This is a genomic window from Pseudoalteromonas sp. Cn5-37 (assembly GCF_021532495.1).
Lineage (GTDB): Bacteria > Pseudomonadota > Gammaproteobacteria > Enterobacterales > Alteromonadaceae > Pseudoalteromonas > Pseudoalteromonas simplex.
The window spans coordinates 111,101-137,690 of sequence record NZ_JAKGBA010000001.1; the positions used below are offsets into that span (position 1 = coordinate 111,101).

The 26,590-nt window shown below is 41.4% G+C and carries 26 protein-coding genes; 23 read left to right on the forward strand and 3 right to left on the reverse strand.

Going from position 1 to position 26,590, the window contains the following annotated elements:
• Nucleotides 1-205: 205 nt before the first annotated feature.
• Complete coding sequence (gene rluC / locus L1266_RS00530) at nt 206-1,174, forward strand: 23S rRNA pseudouridine(955/2504/2580) synthase RluC (RefSeq protein ID WP_054554708.1); 969 nt, start codon at nt 206-208, stop codon at nt 1,172-1,174.
• Nucleotides 1,161-1,853: an HAD family hydrolase gene (locus tag L1266_RS00535; protein WP_187490666.1), complete on the forward strand. Its 693-nt coding sequence runs from the start codon at nt 1,161-1,163 to the stop codon at nt 1,851-1,853. The genes rluC and L1266_RS00535 overlap by 14 nt, the downstream gene beginning before the upstream one ends.
• On the opposite strand, the gene L1266_RS00540 is transcribed toward L1266_RS00535, so the two are convergent.
• Nucleotides 1,801-2,397, reverse strand: a complete 597-nt coding sequence (locus tag L1266_RS00540; protein WP_187490667.1) for a Maf family protein — start codon at nt 2,395-2,397, stop codon at nt 1,801-1,803. The two genes, L1266_RS00535 and L1266_RS00540, sit on opposite strands and share 53 nt — an antisense overlap.
• Before the next feature lie 141 nt (nt 2,398-2,538).
• On the opposite strand from L1266_RS00540, the gene yceD reads away from it, so the two are divergent.
• From yceD to L1266_RS00610, 14 genes are all read left to right on the forward strand, one after another.
• Nucleotides 2,539-3,063 carry a 23S rRNA accumulation protein YceD gene (gene yceD / locus L1266_RS00545; RefSeq protein ID WP_054554711.1) on the forward strand — a complete coding sequence of 175 codons (525 nt, stop codon included), beginning with the start codon at nt 2,539-2,541 and terminating at the stop codon, nt 3,061-3,063.
• 10 nt (nt 3,064-3,073) lie between these two features.
• Entirely contained in the window at nt 3,074-3,244 is a 171-nt protein-coding gene (gene rpmF, locus L1266_RS00550; protein WP_036967969.1) for a 50S ribosomal protein L32, read from the forward strand.
• 11 nt (nt 3,245-3,255) lie between these two features.
• Nucleotides 3,256-4,284, forward strand: coding sequence for a phosphate acyltransferase PlsX (gene plsX, locus L1266_RS00555; protein WP_054554712.1), 1,029 nt, complete (start codon nt 3,256-3,258; stop codon nt 4,282-4,284).
• Nucleotides 4,285-4,354: 70 nt separating this feature from the next.
• The gene (gene fabD / locus L1266_RS00560) at nt 4,355-5,281 is read left to right on the forward strand and encodes an ACP S-malonyltransferase (RefSeq protein ID WP_138600107.1); all 927 of its coding nucleotides are present in this window, start codon (nt 4,355-4,357) and stop codon (nt 5,279-5,281) included.
• An 11-nt stretch (nt 5,282-5,292) separates the two neighbouring features.
• The gene (gene fabG / locus L1266_RS00565; protein WP_054554714.1) at nt 5,293-6,039 is read left to right on the forward strand and encodes a 3-oxoacyl-ACP reductase FabG; all 747 of its coding nucleotides are present in this window, start codon (nt 5,293-5,295) and stop codon (nt 6,037-6,039) included.
• A gap of 238 nt (nt 6,040-6,277) precedes the next feature.
• A complete protein-coding gene (acpP, locus tag L1266_RS00570) occupies nt 6,278-6,514 on the forward strand; it encodes an acyl carrier protein (protein WP_016707440.1) in 237 nt (78 codons plus the stop codon).
• Between the two features lie 117 nt (nt 6,515-6,631).
• A complete protein-coding gene (fabF, locus tag L1266_RS00575) occupies nt 6,632-7,870 on the forward strand; it encodes a beta-ketoacyl-ACP synthase II (protein WP_054554715.1) in 1,239 nt (412 codons plus the stop codon).
• A 57-nt stretch (nt 7,871-7,927) separates the two neighbouring features.
• Nucleotides 7,928-8,740 carry an aminodeoxychorismate lyase gene (pabC, locus tag L1266_RS00580; RefSeq protein WP_235376571.1) on the forward strand — a complete coding sequence of 271 codons (813 nt, stop codon included), beginning with the start codon at nt 7,928-7,930 and terminating at the stop codon, nt 8,738-8,740.
• Entirely contained in the window at nt 8,737-9,714 is a 978-nt protein-coding gene (mltG, locus tag L1266_RS00585; RefSeq protein ID WP_235376572.1) for an endolytic transglycosylase MltG, read from the forward strand. The genes pabC and mltG overlap by 4 nt, the downstream gene beginning before the upstream one ends.
• 18 nt (nt 9,715-9,732) lie before the next feature.
• Complete coding sequence (tmk, locus tag L1266_RS00590; protein WP_235376573.1) at nt 9,733-10,359, forward strand: dTMP kinase; 627 nt, start codon at nt 9,733-9,735, stop codon at nt 10,357-10,359.
• Between the two features lies 1 nt (nt 10,360).
• Nucleotides 10,361-11,254, forward strand: coding sequence for a DNA polymerase III subunit (locus L1266_RS00595; RefSeq protein ID WP_235376574.1), 894 nt, complete (start codon nt 10,361-10,363; stop codon nt 11,252-11,254).
• 8 nt (nt 11,255-11,262) lie between these two features.
• A complete protein-coding gene (locus tag L1266_RS00600; protein WP_054554720.1) occupies nt 11,263-11,589 on the forward strand; it encodes a PilZ domain-containing protein in 327 nt (108 codons plus the stop codon).
• Nucleotides 11,590-11,602: 13 nt separating this feature from the next.
• Nucleotides 11,603-12,382, forward strand: a complete 780-nt coding sequence (locus L1266_RS00605; RefSeq protein WP_194442282.1) for a TatD family hydrolase — start codon at nt 11,603-11,605, stop codon at nt 12,380-12,382.
• Nucleotides 12,382-14,238: an alkaline phosphatase D family protein gene (locus L1266_RS00610; RefSeq protein WP_442960592.1), complete on the forward strand. Its 1,857-nt coding sequence runs from the start codon at nt 12,382-12,384 to the stop codon at nt 14,236-14,238. Before L1266_RS00605 ends, L1266_RS00610 begins: the two co-directional genes overlap by 1 nt.
• A gap of 258 nt (nt 14,239-14,496) precedes the next feature.
• Here the strand turns inward: L1266_RS00610 and rsmF are convergent, their stop codons facing one another.
• The gene (gene rsmF, locus L1266_RS00615; RefSeq protein WP_209326944.1) at nt 14,497-15,936 is read right to left on the reverse strand and encodes a 16S rRNA (cytosine(1407)-C(5))-methyltransferase RsmF; all 1,440 of its coding nucleotides are present in this window, start codon (nt 15,934-15,936) and stop codon (nt 14,497-14,499) included.
• A 280-nt stretch (nt 15,937-16,216) separates the two neighbouring features.
• Here rsmF and L1266_RS00620 point away from each other — a divergent pair, with 280 nt between their 5' ends.
• The 5 genes from L1266_RS00620 to prpF all read left to right on the forward strand — a co-directional run bounded on the left by L1266_RS00620 (nt 16,217) and on the right by prpF (nt 22,912).
• Nucleotides 16,217-16,921, forward strand: coding sequence for a GntR family transcriptional regulator (locus L1266_RS00620; protein ID WP_054554723.1), 705 nt, complete (start codon nt 16,217-16,219; stop codon nt 16,919-16,921).
• Between the two features lie 84 nt (nt 16,922-17,005).
• A complete protein-coding gene (gene prpB / locus L1266_RS00625; RefSeq protein WP_054554724.1) occupies nt 17,006-17,881 on the forward strand; it encodes a methylisocitrate lyase in 876 nt (291 codons plus the stop codon).
• Nucleotides 17,882-17,905: 24 nt separating this feature from the next.
• Complete coding sequence (gene prpC, locus L1266_RS00630; RefSeq protein WP_235376575.1) at nt 17,906-19,030, forward strand: bifunctional 2-methylcitrate synthase/citrate synthase; 1,125 nt, start codon at nt 17,906-17,908, stop codon at nt 19,028-19,030.
• Between the two features lie 117 nt (nt 19,031-19,147).
• On the forward strand, nt 19,148-21,739 hold the full coding sequence (gene acnD / locus L1266_RS00635) for a Fe/S-dependent 2-methylisocitrate dehydratase AcnD (RefSeq protein ID WP_235376576.1): 2,592 nt from the start codon (nt 19,148-19,150) through the stop codon (nt 21,737-21,739).
• Between the two features lie 3 nt (nt 21,740-21,742).
• Nucleotides 21,743-22,912: a 2-methylaconitate cis-trans isomerase PrpF gene (gene prpF / locus L1266_RS00640; protein ID WP_235376577.1), complete on the forward strand. Its 1,170-nt coding sequence runs from the start codon at nt 21,743-21,745 to the stop codon at nt 22,910-22,912.
• Nucleotides 22,913-22,952: 40 nt separating this feature from the next.
• Here the strand turns inward: prpF and L1266_RS00645 are convergent, their stop codons facing one another.
• The gene (locus L1266_RS00645) at nt 22,953-23,861 is read right to left on the reverse strand and encodes a substrate-binding periplasmic protein (RefSeq protein ID WP_235376578.1); all 909 of its coding nucleotides are present in this window, start codon (nt 23,859-23,861) and stop codon (nt 22,953-22,955) included.
• 194 nt (nt 23,862-24,055) lie between these two features.
• Between L1266_RS00645 and L1266_RS00650 the strand changes: the two genes are divergently transcribed.
• A complete protein-coding gene (locus L1266_RS00650; RefSeq protein ID WP_235376579.1) occupies nt 24,056-26,002 on the forward strand; it encodes a glycoside hydrolase family 97 protein in 1,947 nt (648 codons plus the stop codon).
• A 193-nt stretch (nt 26,003-26,195) separates the two neighbouring features.
• Nucleotides 26,196-26,510, forward strand: a complete 315-nt coding sequence (locus L1266_RS00655) for a DMT family transporter (protein ID WP_054554730.1) — start codon at nt 26,196-26,198, stop codon at nt 26,508-26,510.
• Nucleotides 26,511-26,590 lie beyond the last annotated feature (80 nt).

Below are 26,590 nucleotides of genomic sequence, written 5' to 3' on the forward strand. Positions count from 1 at the left end.
ACGCTCGTGTTGGCTGGGTAATTATAAAAGCTTTGGAAAACTTAGCGCGGATCTGTATGATCGGCAACCCAGAATATGCTTCACGAATGTATTAATGTGATAAAAGCACCGTTGTTACTTGCAAACTTATGTTCGCGACGGTGATTATCCCACTATTACAGTCGCGTTAGCAACTAAATTATTTACTTAAATCAGTGATTAGGCAATGTCAGAAAAAACCGGCTTACAAGTTTCGTTTGTTACCATAGGTGAAGACCATCTAGGTCAACGTATTGATAACTTTCTTATTACTCACCTAAAAGGTGTGCCTAAAAGTGCAGTTTATAAAATCCTTCGTAAAGGCGAAGTGCGAGTAAATAAAAAACGCATAAAACCTGTCTACAAACTACAACTAAACGATGTGATTCGTATTCCACCTATCAAAGTGGCCGAAAAAGAAGAGTTTGTGCCAAAGAAACTCGATAAAGTAAAACAACTTGAAGACGCCATTTTGTTTGAAGACAAGTATTTAATGGTGATCAACAAGCCTTCGGGTATGGCTGTGCATGGTGGCAGTGGCCTAAGTTATGGCTTAATCGAAGCACTTCGCGTACTTCGTCCTGAAGAGCGTAGTTTAGAGCTTGTACACAGACTAGACCGTGATACATCAGGTTGCTTGCTTATTTCTAAACGTCGTTCAGTGTTAACTGATTTACATAAACAGTTACGTGAAAAAACCATGGAGAAAAACTATTGGGCATTAGTTGATGGTCAATGGGATTCTAAAACGAAAAACGTTACCGAAGGACTTCGTAAAAACACCTTAAAGTCTGGTGAGCGTGTGGTGCGTGTTGATAATACTGAAGGTAAACCATCGCACACGCGTTTTCGTGTGCTTGAGCGATATGCTGAGTGCTCATTAGTACAAGCGTCGCCGGTAACGGGGCGTACTCACCAAATTCGTGTGCATACGCAATGTAAAGGTCATCCAATTGCTTGTGATGATAAATATGGCGTTGCAGAGTTCGATCAATACGTGAATAAACTGACTGGTTTAAATCGTTTGTTTTTACATGCCCACGATTTACGTTTTATGCACCCTAAAAATGAAACAACCATGCATGTTGAAGCGCCACTCGATAATGCACTTCAAAATTGTATCAAAAAGCTACGTGCAGATAATGAACAAGTTTAAGCTGGTTATTTTTGATTGGGATGGCACAGTGATGGACTCTGTGCCAAAAATTGTCACCTGCTTGCGAAATACTGCGCGAGACTTAGGTATTCCTGTTCCAACAGAGCAACAAGCGAAAGACGTTATTGGTTTATCGCTGGCAAAAGCCACTGAAGTTCTTTTTCCGGCGCATTTACATTTAAGCGACGAACTCGTTGCAGGTTACAAAGCACAGTACCGTGAGTTAGATGTTACACCTACACCTTTATTTAAAGATGTAGAATCCGTTTTAAAGCAGTTAAGTGATGCAGGCATGCAATTGGCAGTGGCTACCGGTAAAGGACGTGAAGGCATCGATAGGCTTCTTAATGAGTCAGGCCTTGTGAAGTATTTTGTGAATGTAAAATGCTCTGACGATGCTGAGTCGAAGCCATCTCCAGATATGCTTGAGCAAATTTTACTTGAGCAGGGCATCGCAAAAGGTGATGCTGTGATGATTGGCGATAGCCAATTGGATATGGCAATGGCTAATGCCGCAGGTATTACTTGTATTGGAGTGAGTTTTGGTGCCCATAGTCCGGCGCAGTTACAACAACATACGCCGTTATGTGTTGTTGATTCATACCAACAACTTTTGCAGGTTTTAACTACGCCCCTTGCAGCGCTAACACGTCAACACCAAACTCAGCCAGCACTTTAGTTAATGTGATCAGTGGCAGGCCTATCAATGTATTAGGGTCATCGCCACTGAGCTTTTCAAATAAACAGATGCCTAATCCTTCACTTTTAAAGCTACCTGCACAGTTGTATGGCTGCTCTGCATCGCAATAAGCATTGATCTGTTCAAGTGTGAGTGCTTTAAATGTCACATCAAATGGTACTACTGTGGTAATTGCTTTATCGCTTTGTATATCAAATACACTTAAACCCGTTAAAAAGGTCACTGTATGGCCACTAAACGATAAAAGCTGCTTAATGGCATTCTCTTTAGTATGAGGTTTACCTAAAATTGTATCGTTGAATACCGCAACTTGATCAGAGCCAATTACCAAACCTTCACTATAATGTTGTTTGGCAACTCGGGCTTTTTGTTCGCTTAAACGAGCAACTAATTGCTCTGGCGTTTCAGCTGCGATAGGGGACTCATCAATATCTGGAGAAAAACTTTGAAAAGGTAAGTTAAACTTAGTTAATAATTGCTGTCTAAATGGTGAGCTTGACGCTAATATAAGTGTTGGTTTCATAATAAATTCTGGATGAAAATTGTATTTTGCCAAGGATAAGCCACAATGAATCCGAAAACAAAGCAGAAGATCGTTAAAAACCTACCAAAATTGGTTTTTTACTTTGACTAACTTACTAACTATCTATATGATGCAGCCCCTATGCAAAAGGTGAAAATTCCCATCACTCTTCATCCCAGCAAAGCAGCTCAACATCGTTTAACGTATGACGGTATTGTCCCGCTTGAAAAACTTTCTCGTTTAGAGCAAGTTGTGCAGGAGGAAGCAGGTGAAATAGCGGTAAAGATTCATTGCAAAATTGACGAGCAAGGTTTAGTGGTAATAAGTGGTAACTTATCAACACATGTAACTGTAACTTGCCAACGCTGTAATGGAGAATTAGGGTTGGATTTGGAACAAGACTTTGTGTATTCGCCAATTGGTTTGGATGCAGAGTCAGATCATCTACCTGAAGGTTACGATGAAGTAGAGCTGGACGAAAACGGTGAAATCAACGTATTTGAGTTAATCGAAGACGAATTGATTTTAGCTATTCCAATAGTGCCTACTCACAACGAAGCTTCATGCAGTTATTCATCAGAGCCTACTAGCTTTGGTAAATTAGCAGCAAAAGATGACAAACCAAATCCATTTGATATTTTGAAACAACTTAAGAAAGATTCTTAGGAGAAGACTAATGGCTGTACAAAAAAGCAAAAAGTCTCGTGCAAGACGCGGCATGCGCCGTTCACACGATGCGATCAGTGGTCCAACTTTAACTGTAGATCAAGTTTCTGGTGAGACTCACCGTCGTCACCACGTAACTGCTGACGGTTACTACAAAGGCGTTAAAGTAATTTCTAACTAAGAGATTGCTATATGCTGACCAATCTAACCATAGCGTTAGATATGATGGGGGGCGATTACGGCCCCCGTTCATCTATCCCCGCTGCCGTGCAAGCGGTAAATGCTAATACCAACTTAAGACTCATCTTATGTGGTAATCAGCAAGTTATTCTAAAAGAACTCGAAGCACTCGATTCTGTTTCACACCCTCGTTTAATTATTCGCCATTGTAGCGAAGTCGTCACAAATGCGTGTGAACCTGCTTCAGCGGTTCGTTCTAAAAAAGATTCATCAATGCGAGTTGCCCTCGATTTAGTTAAATCGGGTGAAGCGCAAGCGTGTGTAAGCTCTGGTAATACAGGCGCGTTATTTTTTATGGCGCATTATGTATTAAAGATGCTTCCAGGCGTAAAACGTCCTGCATTAATCTCTGCTGTTCCAACCGAACGTAAAAACCCTGTTTATTTACTTGATTTAGGCGCTAATGTGCATTGTGACGCACAAACCCTTTATCAATTTGGCATTATGGGTTCTGTGGTAGCAGGGCAGGCACTTGGGTGTGATAACCCAAGAGTTAGTTTATTGAATATTGGCTCTGAAGACATCAAAGGGCATGAAGGAATAAAACAAGCTGCACAGTTAATGCAGCAGTGTGAATATCTCAACTACACAGGTTACAGTGAAGGTAGTGATATTTTCAGCGGAAAAGCCGATGTTATTGTGTGCGAAGGATTTGTAGGTAATGTGGCATTAAAAACCTGTGAAGGTATTGCCAAACTGATCATGCATAAACTCACCAAAGCCTTACACAAACATTTCTTATACAAAAGTTTAGCGTTTTTATTGCGTCCAGTGATAAAAAAACTCTACAAGCGGGTGAACCCCGACCAGTATAACGGCGCAAGTCTGGTAGGATTGCGCGGTATTGTTGTTAAAAGCCATGGCAATGCCTCACCAAAGGCGTTTCATGCTGCTATTGATGAAGCCGCGCGGGAAGTCGAACGCCAACTCCCTGAAAAAATCGCTGCGATTTTTGAGCAAACACATCCAACAACAAAGTAGTGCAGCATATCTAAAACTTGTTATGCTGCCTGCTACAGAATATTTTTTTGTTTAATTATAAGAGCAAAGTATGGCACATAAAATTGCACTCGTATTTCCAGGTCAAGGCTCACAAACTGTGGGCATGTTATCTGAACTATTAGCTGATTCTCAAATTGCTAAAGCAACATTCGCTGAAGCATCTGAAGCTCTTGGCTATGATCTAGCTGCACTTGTACTAAATGGTCCAGAAGAAGAATTAAATCAAACCCATCGTACACAACCAGCACTTCTTACAGCTAGTGTTGCTATTTACCGTCAATGGTTAGACGCAAACCCTGATGCCGATGTTGTTATGGCTGGTCACAGTTTAGGCGAGTATTCAGCATTAGTTTGTGCTGGCGTTGTAAGCTTAAGCGAAGCAGTTAAACTAGTAGAAAATCGTGGTTTATATATGCAAGAAGCAGTACCTGCGGGTGTTGGTTCTATGGCTGCAATCATCGGCTTAGGTGACGACGAAATCAAAGCAGCGTGTGAAGCATCAGCAAATGGTGAAGTGGTTTCACCAGTGAACTACAACTCACCAGGTCAGGTTGTTATTGCCGGCCATAAAGCGGCAGTTGAGCGTGCATCAGAAGCATGTAAAGAAGCAGGTGCTAAACGTGCTTTACCACTTGCAGTAAGCGTACCTTCTCACTGTGAACTAATGAAACCAGCTGCTGAGAAATTAGCTGCTGATTTAGCCACTTTAACATTTAATACACCTAAGTGTGATGTAATCAACAACGTTGATGTAAAAGCTGAGCAATCAAGTGAAGCAATTAAAGATGCATTAGTACGTCAACTTTACAGCCCAGTTCGCTGGACTGAAACTGTACAAGCATTAGTTGCGCAAGGTATCACACAAAGCTATGAGTTTGGCCCAGGTAAAGTATTAACGGGCCTTGCTAAACGAATTGATAAAGCAATGGTATGTGGTGCGGTTAATACGCAAGCTGCTATTGATGAAGCGAAATAAGTAGGAATAGAATGACAAATTTATTTTCTCTTGAGGGCAAGGTTGTCCTAATCACTGGTGCAAGCCGTGGTATTGGTAAAGCGATTGCAAATACGCTAGTTGCACAAGGTGCAAAAGTAGCGGGTACTGCAACAAGCGAATCAGGTGCTGCTAAAATCAGTGAATATCTAGGTGACAACGGTAAAGGTTATGCCCTTAACGTAACTGATCCTGAATCGATTGAGGCGACACTTGCTGCGATCAAGGCTGATTTAGGCGATATCGACGTATTAGTTAACAATGCAGGTATTACTCGCGATAACTTATTAATGCGTATGAAAGACGGTGAGTGGGATGACATCATCGACACGAACCTAAGCTCAATTTTCCGTTTATCAAAGGCTGTTTTACGCCCTATGATGAAAAAGAAAAATGGTCGTATCATTAATATCGGTTCTGTAGTGGGCACTATGGGTAATGCGGGTCAAGCTAACTATGCTGCAGCGAAAGCGGGTGTAATTGGTTTTACTAAGTCATTAGCACGCGAAGTGGCATCACGTGGCATCACAGTGAACGTTGTTGCACCGGGTTTTATCCAAACAGATATGACAGACGAGCTGACTGAAGACCAAAAAGCAGCTACGCTTGCAAATGTACCTGCAGGGCGTTTAGGTCAACCTGAAGAAATCGCTGCTGCGGTATGCTATTTAGCATCTGACGCTGCTGCGTATGTATCAGGCGAAACATTGCACGTAAATGGCGCGATGTACATGGTTTAATGAAAGTTAGCAAAAATTTGCTAGCGAAAGATTATCGAAAATTGTTGAAATTTTTGTGATCTTGCTTTAAACATACTTGAATTCGCTATGAAAATAAGCGATAAATGAACAAATACTATTCGAGAGGTTTGACCAGATAAGTAATTATCAGCAAATCCTTGAATCACAGAATTATGCGGCGTAAACTACGCCGCAATCTGAAAATAACGCATTGGCGTTTTTAATAAAGGAAAGAAGAATGAGCGACATCCAAGAACGCGTAAAGAAAATTATCATTGAGCAACTAGGTGTTAAAGAAGAAGAAGTAAAACATGAAGCTTCTTTCGTTGACGACTTAGGTGCTGATTCACTTGACACTGTAGAACTAGTAATGGCTCTTGAAGAAGAGTTCGACACTGAGATCCCAGACGAAGAAGCTGAAAAGATCACTACAGTTCAAGCTGCAATCGATTACGTTACAGCTCACGCTGAGTAATTTTACGCATTTTGATTTTAAGGGCAGCATTAAGCTGCCCTTAGTCTATCTATAGAATGATACTAATAAATTTGGTATACACCCCACCTAAAATAATTTCCTTATTGGAGGCAACCCGTGGCTAAACGTCGAGTCGTCGTAACTGGCTTAGGAATGTTGACACCGCTAGGTAATGATGTTGAATCTACTTGGCAAGGTTTGTTAAACGGTAAAAGTGGTATTCAAACTATCACGCATTTCGATACCTCAAGTTTCGGCACCAAATTCGCAGGTTTGCTGAATGACTTTGATGCATCAGCTTACATGTCACCGAAAGATGCAAAGAAAATGGATTTGTTTATCCAATATGGCATTGCAGCGGGTGTACAAGCACTACAAGATTCTGGTCTAGAGATCACTGAAGAAAACGCCACTCGTGTTGGTGTAGCAGTGGGTTCTGGCATCGGTGGTTTAACTTTAATTGAAGAAAACCACATCAAACTATTAAATAGCGGCCCGCGTAAGCTTTCTCCGTTCTACGTGCCTTCGACCATTATCAATATGATCTCTGGTCATTTATCGATTATGCACGGTTTACGTGGCCCTAATATTTCAATCGTTACAGCCTGTACTACAGGTCTACATAACATTGGTCATGCTGCGCGTATGATTGCATACGGCGATGCAGATGCAATGGTAGCCGGTGGTGCTGAAAAAGCATCAACACCAATTGGTATGGGTGGTTTTAATGCAGCACGTGCATTATCAACTCGTAACGACGATCCACAAGCAGCATCTCGTCCTTGGGATAAAGACCGTGACGGTTTCGTTCTTGCTGATGGTGCAGGTGTTATCGTACTTGAAGAATATGAGCATGCTAAAGCACGTGGCGCGAAAATCTACGCTGAACTCGTTGGTTTTGGTATGAGTGGCGACGCATATCACATGACGTCTCCACCTGAAGACGGTGCAGGCGCAGCTCTAGCGATGGAAAATGCCCTAAACGATGCACAAGTTAATGCAGACCAAGTTGGTTACATTAATGCTCACGGTACATCGACGAATGCAGGCGATAAAGCCGAAACATCCGCTGTTAAAACTATTTTTGGCGATGCAGCGAAAGATGTGATGGTAAGTTCATCTAAATCAATGATGGGTCACTTGTTAGGTGCAGCAGGCTCGGTAGAGTCAATTATTACTATCTTGTCACTTGTTGACCAGAAAGTAAGCCCTACAATCAACCTTGATAACCCAGATGAAGGCTGTGATTTAGACTACGTACCGCACACTGCACGTGACGCTAAATTGGATTACGCACTATGTAATTCATTTGGTTTTGGTGGTACTAATGGCTCGTTGCTGTTTAAAAAGGTATAATTCTTTTTAACAACGGACTAAAAAGAAGAGCCCAGTTGTTTAACTGGGCTTTTTTGTATGCATAAATTAAAACAAACAATAAAAATAGTCACACCAGACACCACAATAAGCACGCAAGATCGTGGCTTAAATTATGGTGATGGCTTTTTTACCACAGCCTCTGTGATGAATTCTGTCGTTGAGCACTGGGATTTACACAAAGCGCGTTTAGATGAATGCGCGCAAAGACTATTTTTCCCCGAATTAGATTTAACTGCAATTGAGCGTGAAGTTAACCACGCAATCAGTGATACACAAACCGGTATTTTAAAAATAGTTGTCACCCGTGGTGCAGGTGGGCGTGGTTATGGCTTACCAAACACACCAAGTATCCAAGTGCTGATCAGTACCATGCCTGCGATTTCACACTATAAAAGTTGGCAGCAGCAGGGGGCAAACCTTGAAATCAGCGACGTGAAACTTGCACATCAACCTTTACTTGCAGGCTTAAAAACATTGAACCGTTTAGAGCAAGTGCTTATCAAAAAGCAAATGAGCAGCCTTGAATGTGATGACGTTGTTGTACTTGACTATGATAACAATGTGATTGAGTGCTCTGCTGCAAATATTTTTGCTATTAAAGACGGTCAAGTTATATCACCTAAGTTAGACCGCTGCGGCATCACTGGGGTTTATCTCAGCGCTTTATGTGATAAGTTAGCCATTGAATTTAAAGCAATCCAACTAGATGAGCTTTTAGCTATGGATGCCGTATTTATGTGTAACAGTTTAATGGGCGTGGTTCCCGTTGCACGAATTGCTGATACACAGTTTGATATTGAATGCAGTAAAGCGCTATTAACGGCGCAGTTTGCCAAGGAGAGTGTGTGATAAAAGTCATTGTTAGCGTGCTGTTATTAGCATTGCTATGTTGTGGTATTGGCTATCAACAACTTCAATCAGCATTAAAAATGCAGTTAAAAGTTGAAAATAGTACTTTATTTAAAGTGGAGCGTGGCACCGGCTTTAATCAACTTTGCCAAGCATGGCAAACAAAGCAGTGGGTTGATAGTTGTTTTAAATTTCAGGTACTCGCTAAATTAGATCCTACGCTTACGGATTTAAAAGCGGGTCTTTATGAACTGGATACAAGCGCTGTGATTGATAATATTCGCCGTATTAATCAAGGTGCACAAGTAAGCTTTAGCTTCACAATTATTGAAGGTCAGCCACTTCGTGACGTTGTTGCTAATATTCAAAAGCAAGCGCATTTAAGCCAAGACTTAGATACAGAAAATTTAGCGACGCAGATAAGTAACACGCAAGAGAATTTAGAAGGCTGGTTGTTCCCTGATACCTATCACTACCACAGCGAAGATAGTGCCAGCGGCTTATTAAAACGCGCATACAACAAAATGCAGCAGGAATTAGACACCGCATGGCAAACTAGAGCGCCAGATTTAGTATTAAGTTCACCGTATGAAGCGTTAATACTGGCTTCTATCATCGAAAAAGAAACGGGTCTTGCTTCTGAGCGACCATTAATTTCTGCGGTATTTACCAATCGTTTAAAAACCAATATGCGCTTACAAACCGATCCAACGGTTATTTATGGTATTGGTGCTGATTTTGATGGCGATATAAAACGAAAAGATTTAACAACCTATACACCGTATAACACGTATAAGATAAAAGGCTTGCCGCCAACACCCATAGCCATGCCTTCGAAAGCAGCGATTTTGGCCGCGGTTAATCCACCTGAATCTGAGTATGTGTATTTTGTTGCGAAAGGGGATGGTAGCCATCAATTTTCGAAAACATTGCAAGAACATAATCGTGCGGTAAAGCAGTACCAATTAAACTAACAACCAGAATTGAGTCATATGACAGCGAAATTTATAGTGATTGAAGGTCTAGAAGGGGCCGGAAAATCAACGGCCATTGCCGTATGCCAAGCTTATTTAGACAATAAGCAAGTCGATTTTATTAATGTACGTGAGCCAGGTGGCACAGCCATGGCTGAAGAGCTGCGTAATATCGTTAAACAGGCTCACCAAGAAACAGTGACGGGTGAAACTGAGCTATTAATTATGTATGCAGCACGCTCACAATTGGTTGCTAATGTTATTAATCCGGCACTTGAAAAGGGTACCTGGGTTTTAGGTGATCGTCATGATCTTTCATCTCAAGCATATCAAGGTGGTGGTCGTGGTATTGAACAGACTAAACTCTCTTTTTTAGCTGATATGGTGCTAAATGGTTTAAAACCTGATTTAACCATTTATTTAGACATTGACCCAGCTGTGGGTCTTGCCCGTGCAAAAGGCCGTGGTGAACTTGATCGGATCGAACAAGAAGCATTAGGCTTTTTTGAGCGCACTCGCGAACGCTACCTTGAAATAGCTAAAACTGATAGCAGTATCAAAACTGTGGATGCAAACAAAACAATGCCAGAAGTACATGCGGCAATCACAACCGTGCTTGATAACTTTTTTGCAGGTTTAAATTAATATGCCTTTGCCATGGCTTGAAGGGCTTTATCAGCAACTTGCGCAAAGTTTTGCACAGCAACGCTTTCATCATGCACAGCTATTTAATGGTGATAAAGGTGTTGGCAAGCAACGTTTAGTCGATTCGCTCGCTGATGGGCTACTTTGTACGTCACCTGTAAACTTAAAAGCCTGTGGCAATTGTAAAAGCTGCCAACTAAATCAAGCGGGTACTCATCCTGATAAACGTGTTGTAAAAGTAGAAGGCCAAACAATAGGCGTTGATGAAATTCGGGAGATCAGTGATTTTATCAACCATTCAGCAGCGCAAAATGGTAACAAAGTAGTGGTGCTTGAACAGTGTCATAAAATGACCACTGCAGCGGCTAATGCTTTATTAAAAACCCTTGAAGAGCCAAGTTTGCGCCGTTATTTATTGTTAACGTGCGAACAAACAGCATTATTACCTGCAACAATTTTAAGTCGCTGTGCGGTACACGAAATAAAGGTTAACCCAGAATATACAACACAATGGTTAGCATCACTGAACATTGCTAATTATTCATGGTTAGAGTTGTTCGCTAGACAGCCACTGCTTGTTCAGCAGTGGCAAAATGATAACCAACTTGAAGCTATTGATTCACTCTTTAAATTTGCAACTAATCTAAAAGACAGCCATAATTTCAGTGCGTTAGTCGACATCCTTAATAAAGATCATAGCTTGGTTAATGTATTTGCCTTGTTTTTAACAGAGCATCTTAAAACGCAATTAGTATTAGGAATGGACTTTTTCAATTATCAAAAAGCACAATCTGCTATTTCAGAGTTTCTTTATAACAGCTCGCATGTGCTTGGCTTAAATATGGATCTAGCCATTTCACAATTAGCGTTTACTTTACGTGAAAGTCAAAATTAGGATATATCGTGCAAGAATTATTAGTAGATATCGAAGACTTAGAAGAATTATACCGCTGTTACATGCCTTATCTAAAAAATGGTGGTTTGTTTGTTCGCACTAATATGCGCTTTGAAATGGGTCATTCATTGGCTTTAAAAGTCACATTACCAGATGCACTCGAAGATGATGTAGTAACGGGTAAAGTTGCTTGGATCACACCACAAGGTGCGCAAAGCTCAAACCCGCCAGGTATTGGTGTGAATTTTATCGATGATAAAACCAATTTAAATGCCAAAATCGAAAAACTACTCGGTACTATGTTAAACTCAGGCAATCCGACCTATACCATGTAATAAAAGTAGTACCATGATTGTAGATTCTCATTGTCATTTAGACAGGCTTGATTTCGATAAACTCGACCTTAATTTAGACCAAGTACTTGAAAACGCTCGCGCTAAGAAAGTAGAACACTTTTTATGTGTAAGCGTAACTTTAGATCAATTCCCAAGTATGCTGGATAAAATTAAACACTATCCAGATGTTTCTGCATCATGCGGTGTGCATCCACTCGATCAAAAAGACGCACTCGATAAGCAAAAGCTTATTTCACTTGCAAGCCACGACAAAGTGGTGGCAATTGGCGAAACGGGTCTTGATTACTATTACTCAAAAGAGACCCATATTGTTCAGCAAGAAAGCTTTGTTGGTCATATCGAGGTTGCTAATGAGCTCAATAAACCGCTAATCATTCATACACGAGATGCTAGAGAAGACACCATTAACTTAATGCGCGCTCACAATGCCGAGAAGTGTGGTGGTGTATTGCATTGCTTTACAGAAAACTGGGATATGGCCAAAAAAGCCATTGATATGGGCTTTTATATTTCGATTTCGGGCATTGTTACGTTTAAAAATGCCGTAGAGTTAAAAGACGTTGTAAAGCAAATTCCGCTAGATCGCTTACTAATCGAAACAGATTCACCGTATTTAGCGCCTGTTCCATATCGTGGTAAAACAAATCAACCAGCCTATGTTGAAGATGTGGCTTACTACATCGCTGAGTTAAAAGGGCTTACTTTTAACGAATTAGCTGAAGCAACAACCAACAACTTTTACTCGTTGTTTAATCAAGCTAAAAGGGCGTAATAGTGGACGGCGTATCGAACTTACCTCAGTTAGTAATGGGGCCAATGGTACGCCGAGCAGATGCAGGGCGAGTGTGCTTTCAATTTGTTACAACTAGGCCTTGCCATTACCGAATTGAGTTTAGCGGAGTTGAAATATACTCGAACTTAGAGTCCATCCAATTAGGGCAACATCTTTACTTAAATTTCATCAATGTCATGCCTATCAATGGCCAGTTTGCAGTTGACTCACTGATCTACTATTCATTACATGATGAAGAAAAAAGCCTTGATTTATCGTCTTATTGCTATGAACGTGCAGAATCTCCTGCATTTGTGATCCCAAATCGACTCGATAGAATTCTGCATGGTTCGTGTCGTAACCCTCATCATCCTGCAAAAGATAGCCTTGTAGCTGCAGATAATTGGCAAAATGATCAGCGCCAGTCACTTAATGCAGGTGCTGATCTATTATTGTTATCTGGCGATCAAATATATGCGGATGATGTCGCAGGGCCTATGCTGCTCGCGATTGAAAAAGTGATTAGTCTATTTGGTGTATTTCAAGAGCCAGCGCTTGATTTAGATTTACCAGCAGGGTTCGAGCAGCAACTTTATCAGCGCCATTTACACTTACCCAAAGTACCTTGGCAAAAACGGAGCAAATTTGGTGTTGGTTATTGGCTTAAAAAAGATGAGCCACACTTCTCAAGCTTAAAAGCTGAAAACCATTTAATTCATTTTCAAGAATTTATAGCGCTATATTTATTAAACTTCAGTGCTGTTACTTGGCAGCTAATTGAGTTTGAATCAATTGAATGCCCAGCATTAGCCCCTAAATACGCTAACCTATTTAAACTTGAAAAGGACGCACTGGTTGGCTTTGCAAATGGCCTTCAGAGTGTTGAAAGATTATTCGCCAATGTGTCGACACTAATGATGTTTGATGATCATGATGTCACCGATGATTGGAACTTAACAGCAGGGTGGGAGCAAGCTATTTATCAGCACCCAGCTAGCCGTCGTATTGTAAATAATGGCCTGATTAGTTATTGGTTAATGCAAGGGATTGGTAATGATGCCGGAGATAACACTTTGTCTTTATTACCCAGTTTTAAACAAAGCCTGCAACAACAGAGCTGGCATTTTAAAGACTTTGATAAGCTAATACTCAATTTTAACCATTGGCATTACGAGCTTAATACCATCCCCAAAGTTGTGGTTCTCGATACCCGAACCCATCGCTGGCGTAATGAGCAAAATTTCAATGAACCATCAGGCTTACTTGATTGGGAAAGGCTCACTGAATTAGAAGAAAGCTTATTGTCTCACGATAAAGTGATTATTGTATCTCCAGCACCGGTGTTTGGTGTTAAATCGATTGAAGCAATCCAAGCTATTTTTAATTTTTGCGGGCAGCCATTGTTGGTTGATGTTGAAAACTGGATGGCCCATGAAGGTTCTGCTAAAAAACTGCTAGATACTTTTCGCCGTGAAGATACGCCAAAAGAAACCTTGATCCTCTCTGGTGATGTCCATTATTCATTTTGTTTTTCAGTGCAAAAGCGCTTTGGTAAACATAAAAACCGAATTTGGCAGTTGACTGCCAGTGGTATTAAAAATGAGTTCCCACGCAAACTTATTAATGTACTCGATAAACTCGACTCAATTTTATATGCCCCGAAAAGCCCACTTAACTTTTTCACTAAACGTTGGCAAATGGAAGTTGATAAACATCAAACCAAAGGCGAAGGACAAAAGTATTTGGTCAGTAATGCGGCTATCAGCTTAATTGAGCTCAATGACGGTTTACTTGCTAAATATGAACTTATTCACGCTGATAACCAAATAACTGAATTCGATTTAAACGATAATTAATCGAATACATTAGAATAAAAAAACGCCCAGAACGAATCCGCATTGTTCTGGGCTTAGGGGGTGGCTCGTGTGAGCCTGCGCTAACTATAAAAAAAACACCTTCTAAATTCAGTAGGGAGAAGTAGAAAGTACTTTTAAGTGTAGTTAATCAACAGGAAATTGCACGGTAAATGTACAAATTTTATACTGGTTTAAAATCAGTCTGTTACAGCTTTTTACCTAAATTAGCGCCTTATTTATACAGTCTTTATGCGCAACTTATACCCAAGTTATCAACTGGGCATTTTGGACCAAATCACGAGGTAATGAGTTCTTAATTTTATTCTTTTGCCACTTACCTAGGCCTACCGGACAACCACATAACATTAAAACTACTTCACCATTATCTTGCGTTGGTTTTTCGAGCCTAATATCTTTACCGTTAAAGTAATCGTTTGCTTGGCAAGCAGACATCTCAAAGGTATTTTTATCGCAATCTTGGCCAAAGACAGTGGCAAACTCGTGAGTTAAGCGAACACCGCCTTTGTGGATCACACCAAGTTGAATACCTAAACGTGAGTATTTAATTTTATCATGCAGTTCATCAAAGCCATCAGGAAACAACCAAAGCTCTTTATCACGTTGCATTAAGGTGCCTTGAAGTGATTTTAGACCGAACTGTTTTTTAATTGTTTGCATAAACGCTTGGCTTTGCTTTTTATCAAATTCAGCAAACGGAAATGCGCCTTTTTTAACTTTTTGATTTGGGTTATCGCTTGATGCTACTTTCTTAAATTTAGCGATGAAGAAACCTTCACTGTCGTAAGTTTGCGGCCAAACATGTAAATAACCTTCACTGGTTGTCGCTTTGTCTGCGCCATCAAACAGGCTGTCGAGCGGTTGTACTTCGATGCAATCAGGGAACTCTGCTAATAGATACTCACACACTTGTTGGTTTTCAAGGGGTGTTAAAGTACAGGTCGAATAGACTAATGTGCCGCCTGGTTTTAAGGCATAAAAGGCACTTTTGATAAGGGCTTTTTGCACAGCAGCAATATCAATATTAGATTCGATTGACCAATTTTTTAGGGCGTCTGAATCTTTACGAACCGTGCCTTCACCTGAACACGGGGCATCTAGCAAAATGTTGTCGAAGCACTCATACATGTAATCCCCGAATATCACACCGTCAAAATGTGATAATGCACAATTACCCACACCCATACGTTTGAGGGTTGCAGCCAATACTTTTAAGCGTGACGATGACAACTCATTGGCCACTAACACGCCACTATTATCCATCATGGCGGCGATTTGTGATGTTTTTGAACCTGGTGCCGATGCCATATCAAGTACCGCGTCGCTTTGCTTAACTTCGGCTCTCAGTGCTACCGGCGGTAACATTGAGCTGGCTTCTTGCACATACATAGCACCACTTAAATGTAAATCGGTATTACCGATTGCAAGGGCGGCTTCTTCGTCGCTTGGTCGTGTTAGCCAGAACCCTTCTTCGCACCATGGAATTGCTGTTAACTCCCATCCTTTTTTGGCACATTGACGCTGAAATTCATCGACTGACATTTTTAATGTATTTACGCGAACAGATCGTCTTAGTGGGCGGCGACAGGCTGCAATAAAGTCGTCTAATGATAAATGTTCAGGAAGGTAGCTTTTTACATCATCAATAAATGAGTCAGGAATATATGTATTAGCGTCCACTAAATGGCTCTCACATCACGTAATAATAGCTGGATCATACCATTTATAGCGCTATCAGGGGATATTTTTAGCTTTTTAAGAGCGATATTGAAGTGTCGACATATTGCTAATATAAATGTTCTTTATAGCCATTATTTTTGATAAATATCAATTTATGTCGACATTTTGCTGGTTTTTTAGCCTATTTTTCAGATCTCAAGGTTGACAGTTTCAATGTTAGGGCGCATAGTGAACTCATAAATTGTCGACAATCTTAATTTAGTACTTTGATAGACCTATTATGACAGAGCAAAAAGCCAACGATAACTACAACGATATCACGATAACAACAGCCTCAGACCAAGTGTTTGTCGACATGCGTCGTGAAATTGTCCAAGGCACCATCGAGCAGGGTAGCAAAATTTCTGAGCCAGAACTTGCTAAACGCTATGGTGTAAGCCGTGCCACCTTACGTGAGGCACTAAATCGTTTAGAGAGCTGTTATTTGGTAGAGCGTAAAGCGAATGTCGGTTGTCGTGTTGTTGCGCTAACCGCCGAGCGTTTAATCGAAGTCTATCAGGTTCGTAGTGCCTTAGAAGGGCTGGCTTGTCGGTTAGCTGCCGACAACATGGAACCTGAAGAAGTACAGGGTTTAAAACAGTTATTGAATCAGCACTTACAAACACAGCGTGTAAAAGAAGGTGAATCATACTACCAAGAAGCGGGCGACCTTGATTTTCATTATCGCATTATTAAAGGGTCGAAAAACGCACACTTAATTCATCTGTTATGTAATGAGTTGTACCAGTTAATTCGTATGTACCGTGTACAAATGGGGATGGTTGGGCCACGTGTATCAAAAGCGTTTGATGAACACTTGGCTATTATTAATGCCATTGAAAACCATGACGGTGAATTAGCCGAAATGCTTATGAAACGCCATATTAGTGCGTCTCAGGCAAATATTCAGACGAAGTTTGACTTACTCGCAGCAAAAAATCAGTAGCGCCGTAGTTAAACAGTCACAATTTAGATTTAAAAAATAGAGTTAGCCAAAGAGCTGAAACCGTTCAAAGATAGGAGTTATCCAATGTCAGCAGGATTAAAATTCAAACAGGCAATCGCCAACAACAAGCCATTGCAAGTGGTTGGCACTGTCAACGCGTACTGCGCAATGATGGCAGAAAAAACAGGCCACCAAGCACTTTACCTCTCAGGTGCGGGTGTTGCTAACGCATCATACGGCATGCCAGATTTAGGTATGACTAGCCTTGATAACGTACTTGAAGATATTCGTCGAATCACCAGCGCTACCGACTTACCGCTTCTTGTTGATGCTGACACAGGTTGGGGCGGTGCTTTTAATATTGCTCGTACCGTTAAAGAAATGACCAAAGCAGGCGCAGCGGGCTTCCATATTGAAGACCAAGTAGCACAAAAACGTTGTGGTCACCGTCCTAATAAAGAGATCGTGTCTAAAGATGAAATGGTTGACCGTATTAAAGCTGCGGTTGATGCCAAAACAGACAGTGATTTTTATATTATGGCGCGTACTGATGCATTCCAAAAAGAAGGCTTAAATGCCGCGATTGACCGCGCAGCAGCGTGTGTTGAAGCTGGTGCAGACGCTATCTTTGCAGAAGCGGTACATGATTTAGCAGATTACCAAGCGTTTGCTAAAGCGTTAAATGTGCCAATTCTTGCGAACATCACCGAATTTGGTCAAACACCGCTTTATACAACTGAGCAATTAAGTGAAGTGGGTGTTGAAATTGTACTTTATCCACTCAGTGCATTTAGAGCGATGAACAAAGCCGCACTTAATGTGTATTCGTCTATTCTTAGCGAAGGCTCGCAACAAAGCCAAGTAGACAATATGCAAACACGTGCGGAATTATATGAGTTTTTAGATTATCACTCATATGAAAACACACTCGATAACCTTTTCTCAGCTAAAAAATCATAACGACAACATATAAGGAGAACACTCATGGTAGATAAAGCATTAGGCGGCGCAGGTTTACGTGGTCAAGTAGCAGGTGAAACAGCTCTGTGTACAGTAGGTAAGTCAGGTTCAGGTTTAACTTATTGTGGTTATGATATTAGTGAATTAGCAGATAAAGCGCAGTTTGAAGAAGTGTCTTTTTTACTGTCGCGCGGTGAATTACCAACAGAGTCTGAGCTGACTGAATATAAAGCAAAGCTAAAATCACTTCGTGGTTTACCTGACGCACTAAAAACTGTGCTTGAGAACATTCCTAAAGACGCGCATCCAATGGATGTAATGCGTACGGGTTGTTCAATGCTAGGTAACCTAGAAATGGAGCAAGACTTCTCACAGGCGAATGATGCGATTGACCGCATGGTTGCCGTATTCCCAAGCATTATTTGTTACTGGTATCGTTTTAGCCATGACGGCGTTCGTATTGAAACTGAAACAGATGATGATTCGGTAGGTGCACACTTCTTACGTTTATTACATGACGAAGCACCATCAGCACTGTTTGAGCAAGTAATGAATGTGTCTTTAATTCTTTATGCAGAGCATGAGTTTAATGCATCAACATTCACTGCGCGTGTGTGTGCATCAACATTGTCTGATATTCACTCTTGTGTAACGGGTGCAATTGGTAGCTTACGTGGTCCACTGCATGGTGGTGCGAACGAAGCGGCTATGGATATGATTGAAGGCTTTACAAGTGCAGACCAAGCTGAAGATGCGCTGATGGGCATGCTTGAGCGTAAAGACAAGATCATGGGCTTTGGTCACGCTATTTACCGTGAATCAGATCCACGTAACGTGATCATCAAAAAATGGTCAGAAAAGCTGGCTGCAGAAGTGGGTGACGATGTTCTATATCCTGTATCTGTTCGATGTGAAGAAGTTATGTGGCGTGAAAAGAAATTATTCTGTAATGCTGATTTCTTCCATGCATCTGCGTATCACTTCATGGGTATCCCAACTAAGTTATTTACGCCAATTTTCGTGATGAGCCGTGTAACAGGTTGGACAGCACACGTGAAAGAGCAACGTGCTAATAACCGTATTATTCGCCCAAGTGCCGATTATACTGGCCCAGAAGCGCGTAGCTACACGCTAATTTCTGAGCGTTAATCGTTAATTAAATCAGTGATAGGGGTGGCTTGGCTACCCCTTTATGAAGGGGCGAAATAAATACAAAAACAATCAGCCCACCTTTGTTCACCGTCACCAAGTACAAGTAGAATCATCATGAATACAAATTTTAGAAAACCATTAGCAGGCACCGGCGTCGATTACTTTGATACTCGCGCTGCTGTTGATGCAATTAAACCGGGCAGCTATGCCACACTTCCTTATACATCGCGAGTACTTGCCGAAAACTTAGTTCGTCGTTGTGACCCTGAAATGCTAAATGATGCACTGTCGCAATTGATTAACCGCAAGCGTGATTTAGATTTTCCATGGTTTCCTGCGCGCGTTGTGTGTCACGACATCTTAGGTCAAACAGCGTTAGTTGATTTAGCAGGCCTGCGTGATGCCATAGCTGCAAAAGGCGGCGATCCTGCAAAAGTAAACCCTGTGGTACCGACACAGTTAATTGTTGACCATTCATTAGCGGTTGAACACGCAGGTTTTGAACCTGACGCATTTGAAAAAAATCGTGCTATTGAAGACCGTCGTAACGATGACCGATTCCACTTTATTAATTGGACGAAAACAGCATTTAAAAATATTGATGTGATCCCGCCGGGTAACGGCATAATGCATCAAATCAATTTAGAGAAAATGTCGCCTGTGATCCAAAAACGTGACGGCGTGGCATTCCCAGATACATTAGTTGGTACAGATAGCCACACACCTATGGTCGATGCATTAGGTGTTATTGCAGTCGGTGTAGGTGGTCTTGAAGCTGAAAGCGTGATGCTTGGCCGTGCATCTTACATGCGTTTACCTGATATTGTGGGTGTCGAGCTTAAAGGCAAGCCACAACCGGGTATTACTGCAACCGATATCGTATTATCGATCACCGAATTTTTACGTAATGAAAGAGTTGTATCGACCTACCTTGAGTTTTATGGCGATGGTGCCGATGCACTTACATTAGGCGATAGAGCAACTATTTCTAATATGACGCCGGAGTTTGGCGCAACAGCTGCGATGTTTTACATTGATGACAACACGCTTGATTATCTACGTTTAACAGGCCGTGAAGAAGAGCAAGTTAAACTCGTCGAAACTTACGCAAAAGAAACTGGCCTTTGGAGTGATAGCCTTAAAACGGCAGAATATGAGCGTGTGTTAACCTTTGATCTATCATCAGTTGGTCGCAATATTGCGGGCCCTTCAAATCCACATCGCCGTGTTGCAACAAGCGAACTTGATAAAGCGGGTATCACTGGCGTTGTTGAGAATGAAGAAGGCTTAATGCCAGATGGTGCCTGTATCATTGCTGCAATCACAAGTTGTACGAATACTAGTAATCCACGCAATGTTATTGCCGCAGGTTTACTTGCGCGTAATGCTAACGCTAAAGGGTTAACTCGTAAGCCATGGGTTAAAACATCACTGGCACCGGGTTCTAAAGCGGTTAAGTCTTACTTAGAAGAAGCCAATTTATTACCTGAGCTTGAACAACTAGGTTTTGGTATCGTTGCCTTTGCATGTACAACCTGTAACGGCATGAGTGGTGCGCTTGATCCAAAAATTCAGCAAGAAGTGATTGACCGCGACTTATACGCAACCGCTGTACTTTCGGGTAACCGTAACTTCGATGGTCGTATTCATCCTTATGCTAAACAAGCATTCTTAGCTTCACCGCCGCTGGTTGTTGCTTATGCTATCGCCGGTACTATTCGTTTTGATATCGAAAAAGATGTATTAGGGCATGATCAACAAGGTAACGAAATTCGCCTTATGGATTTATGGCCATCAGATGAAGAAATTGATGCAGTGATCAAACAAAGTGTTAAACCTGAACAATTTAAAAAGGTTTACGAGCCAATGTTTGACTTAAGTGTAGATTACGGTGAAGACAACGATCCACTTTACCAATGGCGTCCACAAAGTACTTATATTCGCCGTCCTCCTTATTGGGAAGGCGCATTAGCGGGTGAACGCTCTCTGAGTGATATGCGTGCATTAGCTGTGTTGGGCGACAACATCACTACTGATCACTTATCACCTTCGAATGCGATTTTAGCGTCAAGTGCTGCTGGTGAATACCTGGCTAAAATGGGTCTCCCAGAAGAAGATTTTAACTCCTATGCTACTCACCGAGGTGACCATTTAACAGCACAGCGTGCTACATTCGCTAACCCTAAGTTATTGAATGAAATGGTTAAAGAAAATGGTGAAGTGAAGCAAGGTTCATATGCTCGCATTGAACCAGAAGGCAAAGTGACGCGTATGTGGGAAGCTATCGAAACCTACATGCAGCGCAAACAACCGCTTATCATTGTAGCTGGTGCCGATTATGGTCAAGGTTCGTCACGTGACTGGGCTGCAAAAGGTGTTCGCCTAGCTGGTGTTCAAGTGATTGCAGCAGAAGGCTTTGAGCGTATTCACCGCACTAACTTAATTGGTATGGGCGTATTACCGCTTGAGTTTAAAGCAGGCACGACACGAACTACGCTAGGTATTGATGGTAGTGAGAGTTTTAGTGTCAAAGGTGAGCCAACACCAGGCGCAACACTGACATTAGTAATTACTCGTGCCAATGGTGAAACCGTTGAAGTACCAATGACGTGTCGTTTAGATACCGCTGAAGAAGTGTCAATTTATTCAGCGGGTGGTGTACTGCAACGTTTCGCGCAAGATTTTTTAGAATCTGAGGAGCACTAAGCGATGGCGTTTAAACCACAAATTAAGGTGCCAGCGACCTATATGCGTGGCGGCACCAGTAAAGGGGTTTTCTTTAACTTAACTGACTTACCTGAGCCTGCCCAGGTGGCAGGTGAGGCGCGCGATAACCTGTTGTTACGTGTGATTGGTAGCCCCGATCCTTACCAAAAACAAACTGATGGTATGGGCGGTGCAACCTCAAGTACCAGTAAGACGGTAATATTATCAAAAAGCGCGAAACCTGATCACGATGTTGATTATCTATTTGGTCAAGTAGCTATCGATAAAGCGTTTGTTGATTGGAGTGGTAACTGCGGAAATTTAACTTCTGCAGTCGGAGCCTTTGCTGTGTCGAACGGCCTTGTTGATGCCAGCAAAATTCCAGACAACGGCGTTGTCGAAGTTAAAGTTTGGCAAGTCAATATTAGTAAAACCATTATAGTACATGTGCCAATTACTAACGGCGAAGTGCAAGAAACCGGTGATTTTGAGCTTGATGGCGTGACCTTTCCAGCCGCTGAAGTAAAACTTGAATTTATGGACCCTGCAGATGGCGAAGGGGCCTTATTCCCAGCAGGTAACTTAGTCGATGAGCTAGAAGTGCCGGGTATTGGTATGTTGTCTGCAACGATGATCAATGCGGGTATTCCGACAGTTTTCATTAACGCCAGTGAAGTTGGCTATGATGGCACAGAGCTGCAAGAAGCCATAAACGGTGATGCTTCTGCACTTGAAAAGTTAGAAACGATTCGTGCCTATGGGGCATTGAAAATGGGGCTAATTTCTCATATTGATGAAGCAAAGGCACGCCAACATACGCCAAAAGTAGCTTGGGTTGCACCTGCTAAAACGTATCACGCATCAAGCGGTAAAGTTGTAAATGAAACCGATATTGATTTAGTGGTACGTGCTATGTCGATGGGTAAATTGCACCATGCTATGATGGGCACGGCTGCGGTAGCAATAGGTACTGCAGCTGCCATACCTGGAACTTTAGTAAATCTTGCTGCAGGCGGTGGTGAGCGACAAGAGGTAAACTTTGGTCATCCTTCTGGCACTTTAAAAGTCGGCGCTGCTGCAACACTTGTTGATGGCAATTGGCAAGTCACTAAAGCAAGTATGAGCCGAAGTGCGCGTGTGTTGATGGAAGGTTGGGTTAGAGTGCCCGAGTAGTACTCAATCGCGTACTGATATTATCAAAATAAAGCGGCGGTTACGCCGCTTTGTCTGATCCGTAGCACTGTTGTTTCATTCCTTCAATATATTCATCAAACTTGCCGCTTTGTTGCATCAGTTCAATTTCATCATTTAAATCTTGTAAAACTTTTTGCCAGTGCGGCGTTGATTTACTAATAGAATAATAAAGCGGTTTGTATTCAAGCTTTGGTTCTAGCGCGACCAGTGATTCTAAAATTTGTCGTTTGCCGCTAATTGATAATTCAGACTTATAAACACTGGCTTTAAGAACTTCAAGGTCCGCCACAATCAGACTTACTCGATTACTTAGTAGAAGATGGATTAACTGGTATTCATTATTTGCGACGATTGTATCGATTTCTTTATTATCAATCATAGCATCGAGTTTTTTTGTGTTTTTATAAGAGCGGACTACACCAATAGGTAAATTCTCAACTGATTTTAAATCACCATTGAAAGGGATTTGATTTCCTTTTAACGCCACGAATGATAGATCTCCACCAGGTATTTCATGACTTAAAGCAAGTAAATTGTTGCGAGTTTTACTAAGAAAATTATCTGATACAACATCATCTTCAATGAAGTACTCAGGAAAAAGAATATCAGCGCGCCCTAATTCAGCTTCTCTAACGGCACGCGCCCATGGGTAGAAACCAATGTGTATGCCATAACCTTTTTCAAGAAGTGAGCTGACAGTAAATTGATAGAGCCAGCCCTTGTTACACAAGTTTTCGTCAATATAAGGAGGCCAATCTAAAGTGACGAGCTTTAAAACATGTTTGGCACTTAGGTTATAACCGTATCCGCCGTTGAAACGCACCGCTTCTTCAGTGACGATTTCACCATTTTTTTCAAAACTAACAGGTGTTAGACCCGCAAGGGCTTGATATGAGGCGAATAAAAAGAACACTGTTAATAGTTTCATAAATTGTTTAAGTTTTTGTTATTTATCTAAAGCTTAGCCTTTTGCCGTAAATATACAACCTAGGAACTGTAACAATATTTAACGAATGGAGTACATTTTTCGATCACAGCTTATAGTTGTAGACTTGAGTGACAAAAAGTTTACATTTGTATTATGATATCACCTAATGCTTTTACAGCTTAAGGATAACAACAATGATAAAACTAAGTCTCTATATATCACTTCTCACAAGCTCTATGCTTGCTCACGCACAATTACCGCTTAGCGTTACAAGCCCTGATGGACAAATAACTGTAAAACTCGAAAAACAACAAAACCAGCTTGTTTATAGCGTAAATTATGGCAAGCAGGTTTTTTTGCAGCAATCAAAGCTTGGTTTAAATACCAACCTAGGTGATTTTTCACAAAGCCTCAAATATAAAAGCCATACAACTGCTTTAGTCAATGAAAGCTATAAACTGCATAATGCGAAGGTAAGTGACGTAAATTACACAGCGAATACACTCAAAGCGCAATTTGAAAACCAAGACGGCAGAATGCTTGGCGTCGAGTTTAATGTGTCTGATAGCGATGTTGCATTTCGTTATCAGATATCGGGAGCTGAAACAGATACCCGTATCAAGGTGTTAGCTGAATACAGTGCTTTTAACCTACCAGATAATGCAACTACATTTATAAGCCCACAAGCCTTACCTGAAACGGGCTGGATGCAAACAAAACCAAGTTACGAAGAGCCTTACACCTTTAACGAAGCCCTTGGTACACCGTCAGCGAACGGCGTGGGCTATACCTTTCCTGCATTATTTAAAAATAGCGATAAAGGCTGGCTTTTAATTTCAGAAACCGGTGTTGATAGCCATTATGTTGGCTCAAAATTAAGTGAAGGTACGAAAGACGGTATTTATCGTATTTCATTTCCTCAGGCCGGTGAAAACAATGGCATAGGTGCAACTTATGCAGCTATGGCAATGCCAGCAACCACACCTTGGCGTACCATCACGTTAGGAACAAGTTTAAAACCAATTGTTGAATCAACCGTGGCATTTGATTTGGTTAAACCACTTTATCAAGCAAGTCAAAATTATAAAATGGGTCGATCAACATGGAGCTGGATTGTTTGGCAAGACCCAAGTATCAACTACGATGACCAAATCAAATTTATTGACTTAGCTGCATCATTAAATTTTGAATATGTATTAATCGACAATTGGTGGGATAAAAACATTGGCCGCGAGAGAATGGCTGAATTGGTTAAGTACGCCAATGGAAAGGGCGTTGATGTTATTTTGTGGTACAACTCAAATGGCTGGTGGAATGATGCACCACAGACCCCACAAAATAGAATGAACAGTGCACCTGCACGTCGAAATGAAATGGCGTGGCTGAAAAGCATTGGTGTAAAAGGGCTGAAAGTAGACTTTTTTGGTGGTGATAAACAAGAAACCATTAAACTGTATGAAGATATTCTTACAGATGCAAATCAGTATGGTTTAGTGATCACCTTTCATGGCAGCACCATCCCGCGTGGCTGGGAAAGAATGTATCCTAACTTCGTCACTTCTGAAGCGGTACTGGCATCGGAGAACCTTGTTTTTCATCAAAATTCGTTAGATTTACATGCCTATAACGCGACTATTTTACCATTCACTCGTAATGCTATTGGCGCTATGGATTTTGCCCCTGTGTTTTTAAACAAACGCTTATCGCAAGATCAAACCGTCGGCACTATTCGTAAAACCACAGATACATTTGAACTGGCAACAGGTGTGCTTTATCAATCACCAGTGCAACATTTTGGGCTGACGCCAAATAACCTTGCAGAGCAACCCCAATTTGTTATTGATACTTTAAAGGCGATGCCAACGGTATGGGATGAAACACGTTATATTGTAGGTCAACCGGGTCAAGATGTAACGATCGCAAGGCGTCATCAACAAACATGGTGGGTAGCAGCCGTGAATGGTGAAAATAAAACCAAAAAATTCGATATCGATTTACCTATGTTAGCGGGTAAAAAAATCACCCTGTTGTTTGATAAAAAAGATGGCAGCGCTGGTACTAAGCAAGTCACAGTAAGTAACAGTGGCAAGTTAACCTTAAACTTATTAGCTCAAGGTGGCGCACTGATTATTGGTCGCTAACTGTGAGTTTATAGGCGACGAATAAAAGCCAAGTATAAAAAAGCGAGCAGATTGCTCGCTTTTTTATGGCTATAGTTGCCTTGGTAATTTGGGCGTGCTAAATTGCGCCGTGTGTGGTGATGTTCTACACCGCTTTAAGGACGACCTTAAAGTTGTAATTAAATTCGGGGACGACCCCATAAAGAGGTCGACCATGAATTGGATCCTACTTATTGCTGCTGGCTTACTTGAAGTCGCTTGGGCTTATGGCTTAAAACAATCAGACGGTTTTACAAAACCCCTCATTTCATTCTTTACAATCTTAACCATGGCTGCCAGCTTTTATTGCTTAAGTGTGGCGCTCAAATCATTACCACTTAGTTTGGCTTATGCGGTTTGGGTTGGTATCGGCGTTATTGGCTCAGCAATAATAGGCATGACACTATTAGCTGAAGGCGTGAGTCTATTAAAAATAGCCAGCTTACTACTAATCGCCCTTGGCATTATTGGTTTGAAACTCGCCAATTAATAAATTTTTACTGCTCCTACTCAGTTTCATAACGTTAATTCAGGGTATGAGACTGAGAGCAAACGATTGGAGCAGTCGTG

Excerpts from the sequence above, each read along its gene's own strand:
- rluC (WP_054554708.1), top strand. The coding sequence starts at position 206 with ATGTCAGAAAAAACCGGCTTACAAGTTTCGTTTGTTACCATAGGTGAA.
- L1266_RS00535 (WP_187490666.1), top strand. The coding sequence starts at position 1,161 with ATGAACAAGTTTAAGCTGGTTATTTTTGATTGGGATGGCACAGTGATG.
- L1266_RS00540 (WP_187490667.1), bottom strand. The coding sequence starts at position 2,397 with ATGAAACCAACACTTATATTAGCGTCAAGCTCACCATTTAGACAGCAA.
- yceD (WP_054554711.1), top strand. The coding sequence starts at position 2,539 with ATGCAAAAGGTGAAAATTCCCATCACTCTTCATCCCAGCAAAGCAGCT.
- rpmF (WP_036967969.1), top strand. The coding sequence starts at position 3,074 with ATGGCTGTACAAAAAAGCAAAAAGTCTCGTGCAAGACGCGGCATGCGC.
- plsX (WP_054554712.1), top strand. The coding sequence starts at position 3,256 with ATGCTGACCAATCTAACCATAGCGTTAGATATGATGGGGGGCGATTAC.
- fabD (WP_138600107.1), top strand. The coding sequence starts at position 4,355 with ATGGCACATAAAATTGCACTCGTATTTCCAGGTCAAGGCTCACAAACT.
- fabG (WP_054554714.1), top strand. The coding sequence starts at position 5,293 with ATGACAAATTTATTTTCTCTTGAGGGCAAGGTTGTCCTAATCACTGGT.
- acpP (WP_016707440.1), top strand. The coding sequence starts at position 6,278 with ATGAGCGACATCCAAGAACGCGTAAAGAAAATTATCATTGAGCAACTA.
- pabC (WP_235376571.1), top strand. The coding sequence starts at position 7,928 with ATGCATAAATTAAAACAAACAATAAAAATAGTCACACCAGACACCACA.
- tmk (WP_235376573.1), top strand. The coding sequence starts at position 9,733 with ATGACAGCGAAATTTATAGTGATTGAAGGTCTAGAAGGGGCCGGAAAA.
- L1266_RS00595 (WP_235376574.1), top strand. The coding sequence starts at position 10,361 with ATGCCTTTGCCATGGCTTGAAGGGCTTTATCAGCAACTTGCGCAAAGT.
- L1266_RS00605 (WP_194442282.1), top strand. The coding sequence starts at position 11,603 with ATGATTGTAGATTCTCATTGTCATTTAGACAGGCTTGATTTCGATAAA.
- L1266_RS00620 (WP_054554723.1), top strand. The coding sequence starts at position 16,217 with ATGACAGAGCAAAAAGCCAACGATAACTACAACGATATCACGATAACA.
- prpB (WP_054554724.1), top strand. The coding sequence starts at position 17,006 with ATGTCAGCAGGATTAAAATTCAAACAGGCAATCGCCAACAACAAGCCA.
- prpC (WP_235376575.1), top strand. The coding sequence starts at position 17,906 with ATGGTAGATAAAGCATTAGGCGGCGCAGGTTTACGTGGTCAAGTAGCA.
- acnD (WP_235376576.1), top strand. The coding sequence starts at position 19,148 with ATGAATACAAATTTTAGAAAACCATTAGCAGGCACCGGCGTCGATTAC.
- prpF (WP_235376577.1), top strand. The coding sequence starts at position 21,743 with ATGGCGTTTAAACCACAAATTAAGGTGCCAGCGACCTATATGCGTGGC.
- L1266_RS00645 (WP_235376578.1), bottom strand. The coding sequence starts at position 23,861 with ATGAAACTATTAACAGTGTTCTTTTTATTCGCCTCATATCAAGCCCTT.
- L1266_RS00650 (WP_235376579.1), top strand. The coding sequence starts at position 24,056 with ATGATAAAACTAAGTCTCTATATATCACTTCTCACAAGCTCTATGCTT.
- L1266_RS00655 (WP_054554730.1), top strand. The coding sequence starts at position 26,196 with ATGAATTGGATCCTACTTATTGCTGCTGGCTTACTTGAAGTCGCTTGG.